At 56.5% G+C, this 15,582-nt stretch carries 13 protein-coding genes and 1 pseudogene; all 14 read left to right on the plus strand.

Annotated features, from left to right (window positions below; translation table 11 throughout):
* Positions 1 to 13 precede the first annotated feature (13 nt).
* Positions 14 to 1,930, plus strand: a complete 1,917-nt coding sequence (gene gspD, locus QLG09_RS07755; protein WP_049022080.1) for a type II secretion system secretin GspD — start codon at positions 14 to 16, stop codon at positions 1,928 to 1,930.
* A gap of 14 nt (positions 1,931 to 1,944) precedes the next feature.
* Positions 1,945 to 3,422, plus strand: a pseudogene (gspE, locus tag QLG09_RS07760) (type II secretion system ATPase GspE).
* Positions 3,422 to 4,630, plus strand: a complete 1,209-nt coding sequence (gene gspF, locus QLG09_RS07765) for a type II secretion system inner membrane protein GspF (RefSeq protein ID WP_049022084.1) — start codon at positions 3,422 to 3,424, stop codon at positions 4,628 to 4,630. Before gspE ends, gspF begins: the two are co-directional and overlap by 1 nt.
* Before the next feature lie 3 nt (positions 4,631 to 4,633).
* Positions 4,634 to 5,083: a type II secretion system major pseudopilin GspG gene (gene gspG / locus QLG09_RS07770; protein ID WP_049022087.1), complete on the plus strand. Its 450-nt coding sequence runs from the start codon at positions 4,634 to 4,636 to the stop codon at positions 5,081 to 5,083.
* Positions 5,083 to 5,568 carry a type II secretion system minor pseudopilin GspH gene (gene gspH, locus QLG09_RS07775; protein ID WP_014169335.1) on the plus strand — a complete coding sequence of 162 codons (486 nt, stop codon included), beginning with the start codon at positions 5,083 to 5,085 and terminating at the stop codon, positions 5,566 to 5,568. Before gspG ends, gspH begins: the two co-directional genes overlap by 1 nt.
* The gene (gspI, locus tag QLG09_RS07780) at positions 5,561 to 5,941 is read left to right on the plus strand and encodes a type II secretion system minor pseudopilin GspI (protein WP_014169336.1); all 381 of its coding nucleotides are present in this window, start codon (positions 5,561 to 5,563) and stop codon (positions 5,939 to 5,941) included. Before gspH ends, gspI begins: the two co-directional genes overlap by 8 nt.
* On the plus strand, positions 5,938 to 6,561 hold the full coding sequence (gene gspJ, locus QLG09_RS07785; RefSeq protein ID WP_282488801.1) for a type II secretion system minor pseudopilin GspJ: 624 nt from the start codon (positions 5,938 to 5,940) through the stop codon (positions 6,559 to 6,561). Before gspI ends, gspJ begins: the two co-directional genes overlap by 4 nt.
* On the plus strand, positions 6,558 to 7,568 hold the full coding sequence (gspK, locus tag QLG09_RS07790) for a type II secretion system minor pseudopilin GspK (protein WP_032681350.1): 1,011 nt from the start codon (positions 6,558 to 6,560) through the stop codon (positions 7,566 to 7,568). Before gspJ ends, gspK begins: the two co-directional genes overlap by 4 nt.
* A gap of 15 nt (positions 7,569 to 7,583) precedes the next feature.
* Positions 7,584 to 8,717, plus strand: a complete 1,134-nt coding sequence (gspL, locus tag QLG09_RS07795) for a type II secretion system protein GspL (RefSeq protein ID WP_252069726.1) — start codon at positions 7,584 to 7,586, stop codon at positions 8,715 to 8,717.
* Positions 8,714 to 9,199, plus strand: a complete 486-nt coding sequence (gspM, locus tag QLG09_RS07800) for a type II secretion system protein GspM (RefSeq protein WP_020884851.1) — start codon at positions 8,714 to 8,716, stop codon at positions 9,197 to 9,199. The genes gspL and gspM overlap by 4 nt, the downstream gene beginning before the upstream one ends.
* Entirely contained in the window at positions 9,196 to 9,993 is a 798-nt protein-coding gene (locus QLG09_RS07805; RefSeq protein ID WP_282488802.1) for an A24 family peptidase, read from the plus strand. Before gspM ends, QLG09_RS07805 begins: the two co-directional genes overlap by 4 nt.
* A 260-nt stretch (positions 9,994 to 10,253) precedes the next feature.
* Entirely contained in the window at positions 10,254 to 12,989 is a 2,736-nt protein-coding gene (locus QLG09_RS07810; RefSeq protein WP_047742444.1) for a glycosyl hydrolase family 18 protein, read from the plus strand.
* 137 nt (positions 12,990 to 13,126) lie between these two features.
* Positions 13,127 to 13,567, plus strand: a complete 441-nt coding sequence (gene iagB / locus QLG09_RS07815) for a type III secretion system invasion protein IagB (protein ID WP_047742446.1) — start codon at positions 13,127 to 13,129, stop codon at positions 13,565 to 13,567.
* A gap of 144 nt (positions 13,568 to 13,711) precedes the next feature.
* The gene (locus QLG09_RS07820; RefSeq protein WP_282488803.1) at positions 13,712 to 15,541 is read left to right on the plus strand and encodes a glycoside hydrolase family 19 protein; all 1,830 of its coding nucleotides are present in this window, start codon (positions 13,712 to 13,714) and stop codon (positions 15,539 to 15,541) included.
* Positions 15,542 to 15,582: the final 41 nt, after the last annotated feature.

The following is a 15,582-nucleotide window of genomic DNA, read 5'->3' on the forward strand; positions in this document are numbered from 1 at the left end:
TAAGTGTACAGACATGAAGAAATTTCCATGGGCGTGCGTGGCGCTGACCGCATTGTCGTTATATTCGGGTTCGCTGCTCGCAGCCAACTTTAGCGCGAGTTTTAAAAATACCGATATCCGCGAGTTTATCGATACGGTAGGCCGCAACCTTAACAAAACCATTCTCGTCGACCCGTCGGTTCAGGGCTCCGTATCCGTCAGAACCTACAACGTGCTGACGGAGGATGAGTATTACCAGTTCTTCCTGAGCGTGCTGGATCTCTACGGTCTCTCGGTGATCCCGATGGATAACGGCATGGTTAAAGTGGTGCGCTCAAGCGTGGCCCGCACCGCTGGTGCGCCGCTGGCAGACAGCACAAACCCGGGCAAAGGCGATGAGATTATTACCCGTGTCGTGCGCATGGAAAACGTGCCGGTGCGTGAACTCGCGCCGCTGTTGCGTCAACTGAACGATGCCACCGGCATCGGCAACGTGGTGCACTTCGAGCCTTCCAACGTGCTGCTGTTAACCGGTAAAGCGTCCGTGGTGAACCGGCTGGTGGATCTGGTCCAGCGCGTGGATAAAGACGGTATTCAGCGTCGCGAAATCGTCCCCCTGCGCTTTGCTTCCGCCAAAGCGCTCTCCGACATGTTGAATAATCTCAACAATGAAGAGCAGAAAGGGCAGAACGCGCCGCAGTTGGCCACCAAAGTGGTGGCGGATGACGAAACCAACAGCCTGGTGATCAGCGGTTCGGAAGATGCGCGCACGCGTACCCGCACCCTGATCCATGAGTTAGATCGCGAGCAGAACAACGAGGGGAATACCCGCGTCTTCTATCTCAAGTACGCCAGCGCCACCAAAGTGGTTCCGGTGCTCACCGGTATTGGCGAACAGCTGAAAGACAAAGCCGGCACCGCGAAGGCGAAAACTGCCACCGCGGCAACCGATCTGAATATTACCGCCGACGAGTCAACCAACTCGCTGGTGATCACCGCGCAGCCTAACGTGATGAACTCCCTGGAGAAGGTGATCGATAAGCTCGACATCCGCCGTCCGCAGGTGCTGGTGGAAGCCATCATTGCTGAAGTGCAGGACGGCAACGGTCTGGATCTCGGCGTGCAGTGGACCGGCAAGCACGGTGGCGTCCAGTTCGGCTCCACCGGCCTGCCCATTAGTCAGATAAAAAATGGCACCATCAAGGGCGCCAGCTTTACTGGTCTGGCGACCGGCTTCTTTAACGGTGATTTCGGTGCGCTGATGACCGCGCTCTCAACCGACGGCAAAAACGACATCCTTTCCACGCCAAGCGTGGTCACGCTGGATAACAAAGAGGCGTCATTCAATGTCGGTCAGGACGTGCCGGTGCTTTCCGGTTCGCAGACCACCAGTGGCGATAATGTCTTTAACTCCGTAGAGCGCAAGACGGTGGGGACCAAACTGAAAATTGTGCCGCAAATCAACGACGGCGACATGATCCACCTGAAGATTGAGCAGGAAGTCTCAAGCGTCGACAACAGCGCAACGGAAGACGCCAGCCTTGGCCCAACCTTTAATACCCGAACCATCAATAACGAAGTGATGGTGCACAGTGGGCAAACGGTGGTACTCGGTGGCCTGATGGAGAATGTCACTAAGCAGTCGGTCTCCAAAGTGCCGCTGCTGGGGGATATTCCGCTGGTCGGGCAGCTTTTCCGCTACACCTCGCAGGACGCGTCCAAACGCAACCTGATGGTCTTTATTCATACCACCGTGCTGCGTGACGACGACAACTACAGCGCGGCGTCGAAAGAGAAATATGACCAGATCCGCGCCCGTCAGCAGCAGCGCGTTGAGGAGAAAAAGCTCGGGATCATTGAACCGGCGGATAACGCCGTGTTACCCGCGTTCCCTGATGCGAGTGCTGCATCGGTGAAAACCAGCGCGTCCCGCAATCCGTTTAAAGAATAAGGCGGAGGTATCACGTGGACGAACTGAGCAAAACCCTGTGTAGCAGCGGCTACGCAAAAGATAACGGCGTTTTATTTTTTCACGATGCGGTCTATATCCGTGATGACACTCCGGCACTCGCGCTGCTGGAAGTGCGTCGGGTGCTGGGACGCGCGTTTGTCCCGGTCACCCTGACGGCGGAAGCCTTCGATGAAATGCTGGCCAGGATCTGGCAGCAGAGCAGCGGGGTGTCCCAGCAACTGGTGGACGATATGGACGCCGATATCGATCTGATGGCGTTAACCGAGGAGATCCCGGATAACGAAGATCTGCTCGATAACGATGAAAACTCGCCGGTGATCCGCCTGATCAACGCCATTCTCGGCGAGGCGGTAAAAGAGGGCGCGTCGGATATTCATATTGAAACCTTCGAGCGTACGCTGAGCATTCGCTTTCGCGTCGACGGCGTGCTGCGTCCGGTGTTGCAGCCCGCGCGTAAGCTCGCGCCGCTGCTGGTTTCGCGTATCAAGGTGATGTCCCGGCTGGATATCGCGGAGAACGTCTGCCGCAGGATGGCCGTATTTCCCTGCGCATTGGCCGTAAGGCGGTCGACGTGCGCGTATCGACCATTCCGTCCCAGTATGGTGAACGCGTGGTCATGCGTCTGCTCGATAAAAGCAATCTCAAGCCTGATATCAACAAGCTTGGGCTGATTGATGAAGAACGGGAGAAGTTACAAGGGCTGATTGACCGCCCGCACGGCATTATCCTGGTCACCGGGCCAACGGGTTCCGGTAAAAGTACCACCCTGTACGCGATTCTTTCGGCGCTGAACGGCCATGAGCGCAACATCCTGACCGTAGAAGATCCCATTGAATACGAGCTGGAAGGGGTGGGGCAGACGCAGGTTAACCCGCGCGTGGACATGACCTTTGCCCGCGGGCTGCGCGCGATTCTGCGCCAGGACCCGGACGTGGTGATGATCGGCGAAATCCGTGACGCCGAGACGGCACAAATTGCGGTGCAGGCGTCGCTTACCGGTCACCTGGTCATGTCTACGCTGCACACCAACAGCGCCGCCGGGGCGATAACCCGCCTGCGGGATATGGGGCTGGAGTCGTTTTTAATCGGTTCATCGTTACTGGGGGTCATTGCCCAGCGTCTGGTGCGTCGGCTGTGTCCGCACTGCCGTACCACCAGTCCGCTGGATGACAATGAAAAGGCGCTGTTCAGCTTTATGGACCAGCCGCCACACGCGATCTATCGCGCGGTGGGGTGCGAACACTGCCGCCAGAGCGGCTATCAGGGGCGCGCCGGTATTCATGAGTTTCTGGTGGTCGACAGCACCCTGCGCCGCGCCATTCATGAAGATAAAGACGAAATGGCCATCGAAACCGAACTTTTTAAGCAGGCCTACAGCCTGCGTGAGAACGGGCTGCTGAAGGTGATCGGCGGCGTCACTTCGCTGGAAGAGGTGATGCGCGTCACCGCCGAGCGCGGAGGAGATGCGTAATGGCCTTCTACGCCTGGACGGCGATGGATACCGCGGGCAAAACCCGGCGTGGCACGTTGCAGGCTGAGGGGCAAAAGCAGGTTCGCCAGATGTTGCGCGAGCAAAAGCTGATGCCCGTCAGCATCAACGAAACCCGTGAGGTTGCGGCTGCCGGTAATGCGAACGCTGGGGCAAAACTCTCCACGCCGGTGCTGTCGATGTTTACCCGTCAGCTGTCGACGCTCGTCAACGCTGCGCTGCCGCTGGAGAGCGCGCTGAAGGCAATCGCGAAACAGACGGAGGACAAAAAGCTCGCGGCGATGGTGGTGGACATCCGCGAGAAGGTAGTGGAAGGGCATACGCTGTTTGACGCTTTCAGCCAGTTTCCGCGCAGCTTCGACAAGCTCTACTGCACGCTGGTAATGGCCGGTGAAAAGACCGGCCATCTGGGCGACGTGCTGGAAAAGCTGGCCGAGTACAACGAGCAGCGTCAGAAGATGAAAAGCAAACTGACGCAGGCGATGGTCTACCCGATCACCCTGACCGTGGTGGCCATCGCGGTGATCGGCATTCTGCTGGTGGCGGTTGTGCCCCAGGTGATTGAGCAGTTCACCCATATGAAACAGCAGCTGCCGATCACCACCCGCACGCTGATCGCGGTGAGTGATTTCCTGCAGATTTACGGCCTCTATATCGTCGGCAGCCTGGCAGGCGGGATGATGGGTTTTAAGGCCTGGCTTCGAAACGCTAAAAATCGTTTTCGCTGGCACGGCTGGCTGGTGAACGGTTCGCCCGTCAAAAAGCTGGTCTGCGCCATCAACAGCGCCCGCTATATCCGTACCCTGAGCATTCTGCAGGCCAGTAGCGTGCCGTTGCTGGAGGGGATGTATATCGCGATGGACGGGATCGAAAACCGGTATGCCCGGCAGGTGCTGGAGCAGGCGGCGGATACCGTGCGCCAGGGTGCATCGCTTTATGCGGCTCTGGAGCAGGCGAAATTATTCCCGCCGACCATGCTGTATATGATTGCCTCCGGGGAAGAGAGTGGGGAATTAGGCCATTTAATGGACCGCGCGGCGGAAAACCAGGAATCGGCATTACAGCATCGTATTACGTTAACGTTGTCGGTATTTGAACCGGCACTGGTGGTATCTATGGCGACGATTGTTTTATTCATCGTCCTGTCAATATTACAACCGCTTCTGCAACTTAATAATATGGTAGGTTAAATCATGGTTATAAAACGTAAACACCTGGCTCGCCAGACGGGCTTCACCTTGCTCGAATTAATGGTGGTTATTGTTATTCTCGGCGTACTCGCGAGTATGGTGGTACCCAATTTAATGGGCAATAAAGAAAAAGCGGATACCCAAAAAGCGACCAGCGATATCGTCGCGCTCGAAGGCTCGCTGGATATGTATAAGCTGGATAATCACCGCTATCCCACCACCGAACAGGGCTTGCAGGCGCTGGTCACGAAGCCAGAGATTGCGCCCATTCCCAACGGCTACCGTGCGGACGGTTATATCCGCCGCCTGCCGCAGGACCCGTGGGGCGGGGATTATATTCTGGTCAGCCCGGGTGAACACGGTGCCGTAGACGTTTTCTCCGCAGGTCCGGATGGCGAAGCCAATACCGCCGATGATATTACAAACTGGTCTCTGGATAAGAAAGAGAAATAATGAAACGTCAACGCGGCTTTACGTTGCTGGAAATTATTCTGGCGCTGGTGATATTTGCCAGCTGCGCCATGATGGTGGTTTCAACAATACCCTCACGCAGCGGTGCGGATATATTTGGTCAGCAATTAAAAGCCCTCGTTGATTATGGTTCAGACCGGGCAGTGATGGACGGAAATATCGTGGGGTTGGTTATGACCGCGGATAAATACCGGCTGGTGACGCTCGAGGATAAAAACGGTGAGCGTCACTGGGTGTCGTTATCCGCGGGGCGGATAACGACCCGGGGTGATTTCCCGCCGGAGATGCACGTCTCGCTCACGCCGCAGCGTCTCGCCGCCACGGTGACATCCGAACCGCAGGTGTTATTTCTGCCAGACGGTGAAATCAGCCGCTTTACGCTGGCGCTGCAAAGCCGCGACAACGCGCACCATTTCCGCGTGGTGTCGCAAGGCGCGGCCCCTGTAACGGTAGAAAACGATGGCTAACGGCAAGAGAAAGCAAAAGGGGATGACGCTGCTGGAGGTGATGGTCGCGCTGGTCATCTTCTCCACCGCCGCACTGGCGCTGATGAACTCGGTCTCCCTGAACGTGCGTTTCACCCACGGGCTGGCCGATACATTGCAGGCCAGCTGGGTCGCCGAAAATCAACTGGCGGAGGCGCAGCTCAACAGACGTGATTTTCCTGACGCTGAAGCGCAGGGGGCAGAGGTCATGGGCGGGCGCAGCTGGGCCTGGCGAAAGCAGCGCGTAAAAACCGCGGCTAACGGCTGGGCGAATGCCATCCGCGTCTATGCAGAAGGCGATGAAAGCCAGCCGGTTATTTCACTGCAGGTCATCGCGCCGGGAGAGGAACCGTGAAGAAAATCCGACGCCAGCGGGGATTTACCCTGCTGGAGATCATGATTGCGCTGACCATTTTTGCGGTGATCAGCACCCTGGCCTGGCAAATCCTCGACGGGGCGATGCGCACCAGTTCGGCGACGGAGGCCAGCGCGGCAAAGCTCAATCAGCTTCAGCGTGCCTGGAGCCTGATGGAACGCGATTTCTATCAGCTTCAGGCGCGTGCGCCGCGCAACGAGCCGGATACATTTCGTCAGGGGGATGACGGCCTTGAGATGACCACGCTGAACGGCGTGAGCGGAACCGTACAGCTGGAGCGCGTGCGCTGGCGGCTGGAAGAGGGGCGACTGTACCGGGATGTCTGGCCGGTGATTGACAGCCCGGCGGATGCCAGACCCGATGCGGTGCCGATTGTCGGCGAGGTGAAATCCCTGCAGTGGCGTTTTAACCGTCAGGGCTGGCAAAAAAGCTGGAACGACCCGGCACATCTGCCGGATGGCGTCGAGCTGACGCTGACGATGGAAAACGGGGAAACCTGGCGCTGGGTGTTTACGACGCCGGGCGATATCCCCGAGGCCGCCGCGCCAGCGCCCGCAGACGCACCTGCCGCGCCACCTGCAGCGGAAGCGACATCATGAAGGCTTTACGTAAACAGAAAGGCGTCGCGCTGCTGGTGGTACTGATCCTGCTGGTCATGATGTCGGCGCTGGCTGCCAGAATCAGCCAGCAGTTCTGCCGCAATCTGCAGAAAACCCATTACCAGGTGAGTCAGCAGCAGCTGCGCTGGGCCATGCAGGCTCAGGAGAAGGTGGTCAAAGATCGTCTGCAGAGCGACGCCAGCGGTGAGAGTAAAGCCCTTACCCTGCAGGGTGACTGGCATCAGCCGCTGGAGACCCGGGGTGACGATTACACGGTGGTCAGCCAGGTGGAAGACGCCCAGGACTGCTTCAACGTGAATAACCTGCTGGCGGCCGATGACATCGCGCAGGGGCAAAATGCGCCCGCGGTGCCGGAAAAACCGCGGAAAGAGCAGATTGTTGAGCAACTCCTGACCGGGAGTGGCCTCAGCCAGTCCACGGCGCACGAGGTTTACTCGCAGCTGGTGGACTATCTGGATGGCGATACCACCACGGCCAGCAAGGGGGCGGAGGGCGATGCCTGGGCGGGCGTGGTGCCCCCCCGGCAGCCCGCAAACCAGATGATGCGCACGATCGCTGAGATCACGCTGCTGCCGGCATTTCCGGCAACGGCATACCGGAAGGTGAGCACGCTGCTGTGTGCCTTACCGGATACCGCCAGCAAGGTGGATGTGAACACCCTGAAACCGGAACAGGCCGCCTTACTGGCCGCCATGTTCCCCGGAAAAATAACGCAAGACGATGCCGTTCGCCTGATTGAATCGCGACCTGAAACCGGCTGGGAAAATATGGAAACCTTCAGCAACGCGCTGGAGCAGGCCTTCCCGCAGGTGAAAGACGACCTTCCGCAGGTGGCTGGACAACTCTCCACCCAAAGCCGGTACTTCCGCGTTAACTATACCGGCAACACCGATGCGCTAACGCTTCGCGTGGTAAGCCAGCTTCAGGTCAATAACGAAGCCGGTGAGATCGTGACGTGGCAACGTCGTTACCGAATGATTGAATAAGAAAAGCAGATGGCTATGAAACAGGTACTTTTTGTTCGTCCCGACAGCCGTGAGGGCGGGAAAATAATGTGGTGTGCTTCCGGCAGCCAGCAGGTTGACGTTGTGGAGCGCCTTGACGCGCTGGCAGACCATCCTCTCGCGGCCCGGGTCTGTTTACTGTTGCCCGCGGGCAACATGATCTTCCGCCATTTTACGTTGCCGAAAAAAGTTGCCTCTCAGACGGCGGCGTTCTCGTGGCTGGCGGAAGAGACGCTCATTGGCGAGGTGGACAACCTTCACTGGACGGTGCTTCACAAAAAGGGGGCCAACGTTGACGCGGTGGCGATTGATACCGATGTTCTGCGCGGGTGGTTAGCCCGTTGCCAGGAGGCCGGTTTGAAGGTGGTTCAGGTGCTGCCGGATGCCTGGCTGCTGCCGGTGACGGCAGGAGGAAGCACGCTGGTTGCCCTGGATGACCGCTACTGGCTGCGCCTGTCGCCCCATGTCGCCAGCGAAATGGAGGCCAGCCTGCTGCCGCTGCTGATGCAAAAAACCCCAGACGGTGACGTGTGCTGTTACGGCGAACCGCCAGCCGGTGTCGGGGTGGATCTTCTGCACCCGTGGCAGCATCCGCTGGTGCTGATCCAGCCCCAGTGGCAATCCTGTCGGGTCACCCTCCTGCACGGTGAATTCAGCCCGAAGGCAGGGAAAGGCAGCGCGTCTAAAGGAATAAAAATCGCGATGGCGGTGGCGGGCCTGCTGTCTCTCGGGCTGTTGCTGGGCCCGCGGATCGCGATGGCCTGGATGCTGGTACAGCAGGAAAATCGGGTTCAGCAGGAGATCGTTCAGGTTTATCAGCACCATTTTCCCAGTATGCGCCAGCAGACCAATATCAAATACCACTTCGGTCAAAACATGAAAAAGCAGCACAAAGGGATATTCCTGCAGCTGGATGATCTTGAGCAAGCCAGGCAGGCCGTACCCGCACTTGAGATCTCCCTGCTTGAGTACGATGCGCAACAAAATGCGCTAACCCTGAGCGTCAGTGCGCAAAGCCAGGCCGCGCTGCAGTCGTTTGTGGAGAAAACAGGGGAGCATTTTGATTTCACTCTACAGCCTGTTTCTACCACTGCACCTTATACCGCCATGATCGCAGGGAAATATAAATGAAAGAGCGAATCACGAAGCTTACGTCGCGTTATCAACAATACAGCATCCGGGAGAAATATATTTTAAAAACCGGTGCCGTTGCCCTCCTGGCCGCGGCTGTTTATTACGCGGGCATGATGCCACTGGATAATATGATTCAAAATAGCAAATCAACGCTGACCCGACAAAAAGAGACGCTGAACTGGATGCGCAGAGAAATAGATAAACACCACCTTCCGGTGATGATCATTAAAACGGATAACCCGCGCACGGTGGTGGAGAACAGCGCTCATGAAATTAACCTTTCCCTGACGGAGGTGCGTCAGGACGGGCAAACCTTATCGTTCGTGGTGAACCGCGTAAACGTGTATGAATTAAAAAACTGGCTGCGGGAAATCAACCAGACCTCCGGCGTCAGGCTGCAAAAAATGAACCTTACGCCGGTCGATCACCTCAGTGACGTGAAAGCCGAAGTGCAGCTCACCTGGCGCAAAACCGCATGAACACCGTTGCGCTGATGCGGGAAGTCTACCCGGTGGGGTTCCCGGTGATGAGTGCGATCCTGGGCAGCATGGTGGGCAGTTTTCTGGGGGTTGTCGCTGAGCGCGTGCCGGGCATGGTGATGGAGGAGGAAGGAGCGGGCAACTTGCTGTTTCCGGCCTCTCACTGCCCGGTGTGCCAGCATGATCTTGCTGCCTGGGAGAATATCCCGCTGGTCAGCTGGCTAGTATTGCGCGGGCGCTGCAGGCAGTGCGGCACGGCCATCCCGCTGCGCTTATTGATGCTCGAACTCGTCACCGCGCTCTTTTTTGGCCTCACCGCCTTGTGCATTCCGGGCGAACCGGCGTTGTTCTCACTGTGGTTGCTGGCCGCGTTTCTGCTGCCGCTGGCGATGATTGACTGGCAGCATCAGTTGCTCCCTGACTGTCTGACCCAGCCGTTGCTGTGGGCAGGACTGTTGTTACACCTCGTTGACCACACGCTGCCGCTTAAGGATGCGCTGCTGGGGGCGGTGGCTGGCTACCTTTCGCTCTGGTCTCTCTACTGGGCATTTCGTCTGCTTACCGGACGAGAAGGATTAGGCTATGGCGATTTTAAACTTCTGGCGGCGTTAGGCGCCTGGTGTGGCTGGCAGGCACTGCCCACCCTGGAATTGATTGCCGCGTTAAGCGGTATTGTCGGATATTTCGCGACAACACATGCGAATAAAAATAACCGCATTATTTCTTTCGGGCCTTATTTAGCTTTTGCCGGCATGACGGTTTTTGTTTATCAGGTTGCCTGTTCCACATTCTGAATACACCGGTCAAGTTTTTTTAGTGATTTTTTCGATTGGGGAATGAAAGGAATACAATATTTATTCAGCGTATCGTTAAAGGCATAAGCTTCACAGAATTCGAGCTTGTATCTTTTAATGGAGGAATACAGCGCGCCACAGAAATAGCGGTTAACGATTTTTGCTTAAGTTGAAATTCAAAGTCTGTAAAAAACTATTCCATGTTTTAAAGGAAGACATGGGTCATTAACGTTTACAAATAAATTTATCAGGAAATAAAAATGAAATTTATGAAGCCTAAATATCTGGCGCTTTTCGTTGCAGCGGCATCCAGCTCTGCCTTCGCGGCAGCGCCAGGTACGCCAACCCTCAGCAGTGGCAATGATAAGTTTGCGATTGTTGAAGTTGACCAGGCAGCGCAAGACTATAACAGCCTTGTGAAAGTCCATGATGGCGCGGATGTGAAAGTTGAGTGGAACGTCTGGAGCGGTGATGCGCCAACCTCGGCGAAAGTGCTTCTGGATGGTCAGGCCGTGTGGAGTGGCGCCGCAAGCGCCTCCGGGTCAGCCACCTTCAAAGTGAAAAAGGGCGGACGCTATCAGGAGCAGGTTGAACTCTGTAACGCCAGCGGGTGTTCTAAAAGTGCCAGCAAACTGATCATCGTGGCGGACACGGACGGGAGCCATCTGCTGCCGCTGAACACCACCCTGAAGGAAAATAACAAAACCTTCTCTCAACATACGGACAAAGTGGTGGGTGCCTATTTCCCTGAGTGGGGCGTCTATGGGCGTGAGTTCCCGGTGGATAAAATCCCTGCGGCGAACCTGAACCACATTTTGTACGGTTTCATTCCGATCTGTGGCGGTGATGGCATCAACGACGGGTTAAAAACAGTTGAGAACGGCAACAGCTTCGCCGCGCTGCAGCGCGCCTGTGCGGGCCGTCAGGATTACACCGTGGCCATTCACGATCCGTGGGCGGCATTGCAAAAACCGCAGGCTGGCGTGACCAACTGGGACGACCCCTACAAAGGTAACTTTGGTCAGTTGATGGCGCTGAAAAAAGCCCATCCGGATCTGAAAGTGCTGCCTTCCATTGGCGGCTGGACGATGTCCGATCCGTTCTTCCAGATGCATGATTCAGCGATCCGCGCGCGCTTCGTCTCTTCCGTGAAAGAGTTCCTGAAAACCTGGAAATTCTTCGACGGGGTCGATATTGACTGGGAATTCCCGGGGGGTGGTGGCGTGTCGGAAAATCTTGGCAACCCTGCTCAGGACAAAGCCACCTATACCGCGGTGATGCACGATCTGCGCGCGATGCTGAACGAGCTGTCAGCAGAAACGGGCCGTACGTACGAACTGACCACCGCCATTGGTTCCGGTAAAGACAAAATTGAAGACGTGGATTACACCACGGCGCAGCAGTATCTCGACCACATCTTCCTGATGAGCTACGACTTCTACGGCGGCTGGAGCAACACTGATCTCGGCCACCAGGCGGCGTTGCACGGCGCGGAGTGGAAACCGGACACCAACTACACCACTGAAAACGGCGTGAACGCGCTGCTGGAACAGGGCGTGCAGCCGGGCAAGATTGTTGTGGGGGCGGGCATGTACGGTCGCGGCTGGACTGGCGTTCATGGCTACACCGGCGACAATCCATTCACCGGTACGGCAACGGGCGCGGTCAAAGGCACCTGGGAACCGGGCGTGGTTGACTACCGTCAGATTGCGAACGAGTACAAAGGCAAGCCAGGCTGGGAATACAAATACGATGCCGCGGCAGAAGCGCCGTATCTGTTCAATAAAGCCACCGGCGATCTGATTACCTATGAAGACGCGCGTTCTACCACGGCAAAAGGTAAGTATGTGCTGGCGAAAAACCTAGGCGGTCTGTTCTCCTGGTCCATCGACTCGGACAATGGCGACATCCTTAATGCGATGAACGAAAGCCTGTTGGGCGGCGGTTCAACGCCGGTTGATCCCGTTGTCACCAACCATGCGCCGATCGCTGCGGCTGCCGATCAGACCGTGACCGGGCCTGTTACCGTCACCCTCGATGGCTCTGCGTCTGGCGATCCGGACGGCGACGCCATTACCTATAAGTGGACCCAGATTTCCGGTCCAGCCGTGACCCTTACCAACAGCACGAAAGCCAAAGCCTCCTTCGGCGCGGCGGCAGTGACTCAGAACCAGACGCTCTCCTTCCGCCTGACGGTGAAAGATGCGAAAGGCCTGACGAACGCCATTGATGTTCAGGTCGTGAACAAAGCACCTAAAGCGAACCAGGCACCGGTGGTCAACCCGATGGAAAGCATCACGCTGCAGGCGGGTGAAACCTATGCCCTGCATGCGCAGGCAGCCGATCCGGATGGTGACGCGCTGACCTATGCCTGGAGCGTGCCGGCGGACATGAACGCAACCGGTACTGACACCGCGAACGTGAATATCACCGCACCGGCTGTTGCTTCCGATTCCACCTACACCCTGAGCGTGGTGGTCAGCGACGGTAAAACCAGCGTTCAATCGAACGTGCAGATTATTGTCACGCCAAAAGCAGCCGATGAGGTCACGCCGCCATCTGACGAGGTAACACCACCAGCCGATGAGGTCACGCCGCCATCTGACGAGGTGACACCACCTGCCGATGAGGTCACGCCACCTTCTGATGAAGGCTCTGCCACCGGCAGCTGTGATGCACCTGTTGATGCCAATGCCAGCCAGTACCCGGCCTGGAGTGCGAGCAAAATCTACAACAGTGGTGACACCGTGAGCGCCGACAACCTGGTGTGGAAAGCGAAGTACTGGACACAGGGCAATAAACCTGGCTTTGACGCGGATGCGTGGGAGCTGGTCAGCCAGGTGAAAATGAACTGGCGTTCAGATGTGGTTTACAACGGTGGCGATACGACCACCTACCAGGGGTATGTCTACCGTGCGAAATGGTGGACCCGTGGTGATAAACCAGGTAACAGCGATGTATGGGTGAAAGAAGGCGCGTCAGCAGACTGCAAATAACCTTTTTAGCCTGAGGTTGCGGGTTTGATATCGCCTGCAATCGTTGACCACACCCCGTTTCGGGTGTGGTCAACCCCTTCCGGAATAAGACAGCGTGCGCAAGGAGAAGGATCGTCAGTAAATAAACAGGTAATGAGATGAAACGCTTTTTATTGTTATTGCTTATTTTAAGTCAGAGTGCGGCAGCAAATTGCTGGGATAAAGCGGCGCATTATTATCATGTCGATCCGTATTTATTATATGCCATTGCGCAGGTGGAATCCGGTATGAATCCGAATGCCGTGGGGTGGAATCAGGATGGCTCGCGGGATGTGGGATTAATGCAGATTAACAGCACGCATTTCAGCGAACTGCAGCGCCAGGGCATTGACGAGAACCGGCTTGTGACCGAGCCCTGCACCTCCATTATGGTGGGCGCATCAATACTGTCGACGATGATCAACGTATATGGCTATAACTGGGAAGCCGTCGGTGCTTATAACGCGGGAGTGAAAAAAGAGAATTATTCAAAGCGTATGAATTATGCCCGCAAGGTCTGGGTGAAATATCAGGAAATAAAACCTCGTTCCTCTTATTAATTCTGCTTTTTGTTTTTTGAAGCGTACCCGGCGGTGCGCTTCAGAAAATGAAAAATTACCGCACTCTTTGGTTTATTTATTAAGGGAATAATACATAAACCGTGATTGCATTAACCCTTGTTGCTATATATAGGATGAGTTGAAATGACCAAAAGGACCTTACTGAACGTGCTCGTTGCGGGTGCATGCATTGCGCCTTTCATGGCACAGGCTGCGACGCTGCAGGCAACCACCAGCGAGCCGTTCACCCTGAAAGCCAGCGATCTGGCGAAGAAAGAACAGGAACTGACTAACTTTCCACTGATGGCGTCGGTTAAAGACACCATTCGTACGCTGGATAATGCCCAGGTTGAGCTGATTGAGCCAGGCCGTGCAGCGAACCCGGATAACGTTAAACGCGTTGAAGGCATTGTGAAGGCCAGCGACTGGGAATACCTTTTCCCGATGCGAGCGCAGTCCTACACCTACAGTAACTTCCTGAAAGCGGTGGGCAAATTCCCGGCGCTGTGTAAGACCTACAACGACGGCCGTGACAGCGACGCCATCTGCCGTAAAGAGCTGGCCACCATGTTTGCCCACTTCGCACAGGAAACCGGCGGCCACGAAAGCTGGCGTCCGGAAGCCGAATGGCGTCAGGCGCTGGTTCACGTTCGCGAAATGGGCTGGACCGAAGGGCAGAAAGGCGGTTACAACGGCGAATGTAATCCTGATATCTGGCAGGGACAAACCTGGCCGTGCGGCAAAGACAAAGACGGCGATTTCGTGAGTTACTTTGGCCGTGGGGCAAAACAGCTGTCTTATAACTACAACTACGGTCCGTTCTCTGAAGCGATGTTCGGCACTGTCCGCACGCTGCTCGACAAGCCGGAGCTGGTGGCTGACACCTGGCTGAACCTGGCAAGCGCCATCTTCTTCTTCGCCTATCCGCAGCCGCCGAAGCCGAGCATGCTGCAGGTTATCGACGGCACCTGGCAGCCAAACGATCATGACAAAGCCAACGGCCTGGTTCCGGGCTTCGGCGTGACCACCCAGATCATTAACGGTGGCGTAGAGTGTGGCGGCCCGACTGAGATTGCCCAGTCTGAAAACCGTATCAAGTACTACAAAGAGTTTGCGAAGTACCTGAAAGTGCCTGTCCCGGCAAATGAAGTGCTCGGCTGTGCCAACATGAAGCAGTTCGATGAAGGCGGCTCCGGTGCGCTGAAGATTTACTGGGAGCAGGACTGGGGATGGAGTGCCGATACGCCAGACGGTAAAACGTATTCCTGCCAGCTGGTCGGTTATCAGACGCCGTTCAGCGCCTTTAAAGAGGGTGACTACACGAACTGCGTGAAGAAATTCTATAACGTCAACATCATCAACGATGACGGTTCCGCCGTGACGCCGGACGAGCATCCGGTCACTCCGGCACCGACGCCATCGGAAGATGAAACCCCGGCACCGGCACCGGTTCCGGATGAAACGCCGGCAGAACCGACCGTGGTGAACCACGCACCGGTCGCGCAGATTGCGGGCCCAATCGGTGCGGTGGAAGCGGGCGCGCAGGTATCCCTGAGCGCAGAAGGATCCACTGACCAGGACGGCAACACGCTGACCTACACCTGGCGTTCACAGGATGGCCAGACGGTCACCGGTGAAGACAAGGCGGTGGTGACCTTTACCGCGCCAGAGTCTGCGACGGCTCAACAGTACGAAGTCAGCCTGACCGTGAGCGATGGCGAGCTGAGCAGCACCACTTCCTATCTGCTGAACGTTAAAGCGAAAGCCACGACGCCGTCTGAAAACGACGGTACCTCTGGTGCTTATGCCGCGTGGAGCGCGAACAGCAAGTACAAGGCAGGCGATATCGTGAATAACCACGGTAAACTGTTCCAGTGCAAACCGTTCCCGTACAGCGGCTGGTGTAACAATGCCCCGGCGTACTACGAGCCAGGCGCGGGTCTGGCGTGGTCAGACGCCTGGACGGCGCTGTAAAACAAAACGGCAACCTTCGGGTTGCCGTTTTCGTCTCTGTT

Source organism: Enterobacter sp. V89_11 (assembly GCF_029967775.1).
Taxonomy (GTDB): domain Bacteria; phylum Pseudomonadota; class Gammaproteobacteria; order Enterobacterales; family Enterobacteriaceae; genus Enterobacter; species Enterobacter ludwigii.

Bases quoted from the DNA above. Each gene is read 5' to 3' on its own strand.
- gspD (WP_049022080.1), top strand. From the start codon at position 14: ATGAAGAAATTTCCATGGGCGTGCGTGGCGCTGACCGCATTGTCGTTA.
- gspF (WP_049022084.1), top strand. From the start codon at position 3,422: ATGGCCTTCTACGCCTGGACGGCGATGGATACCGCGGGCAAAACCCGG.
- gspG (WP_049022087.1), top strand. From the start codon at position 4,634: ATGGTTATAAAACGTAAACACCTGGCTCGCCAGACGGGCTTCACCTTG.
- gspH (WP_014169335.1), top strand. From the start codon at position 5,083: ATGAAACGTCAACGCGGCTTTACGTTGCTGGAAATTATTCTGGCGCTG.
- gspI (WP_014169336.1), top strand. From the start codon at position 5,561: ATGGCTAACGGCAAGAGAAAGCAAAAGGGGATGACGCTGCTGGAGGTG.
- gspK (WP_032681350.1), top strand. From the start codon at position 6,558: ATGAAGGCTTTACGTAAACAGAAAGGCGTCGCGCTGCTGGTGGTACTG.
- gspL (WP_252069726.1), top strand. From the start codon at position 7,584: ATGAAACAGGTACTTTTTGTTCGTCCCGACAGCCGTGAGGGCGGGAAA.
- gspM (WP_020884851.1), top strand. From the start codon at position 8,714: ATGAAAGAGCGAATCACGAAGCTTACGTCGCGTTATCAACAATACAGC.
- QLG09_RS07805 (WP_282488802.1), top strand. From the start codon at position 9,196: ATGAACACCGTTGCGCTGATGCGGGAAGTCTACCCGGTGGGGTTCCCG.
- QLG09_RS07810 (WP_047742444.1), top strand. From the start codon at position 10,254: ATGAAATTTATGAAGCCTAAATATCTGGCGCTTTTCGTTGCAGCGGCA.
- iagB (WP_047742446.1), top strand. From the start codon at position 13,127: ATGAAACGCTTTTTATTGTTATTGCTTATTTTAAGTCAGAGTGCGGCA.
- QLG09_RS07820 (WP_282488803.1), top strand. From the start codon at position 13,712: ATGACCAAAAGGACCTTACTGAACGTGCTCGTTGCGGGTGCATGCATT.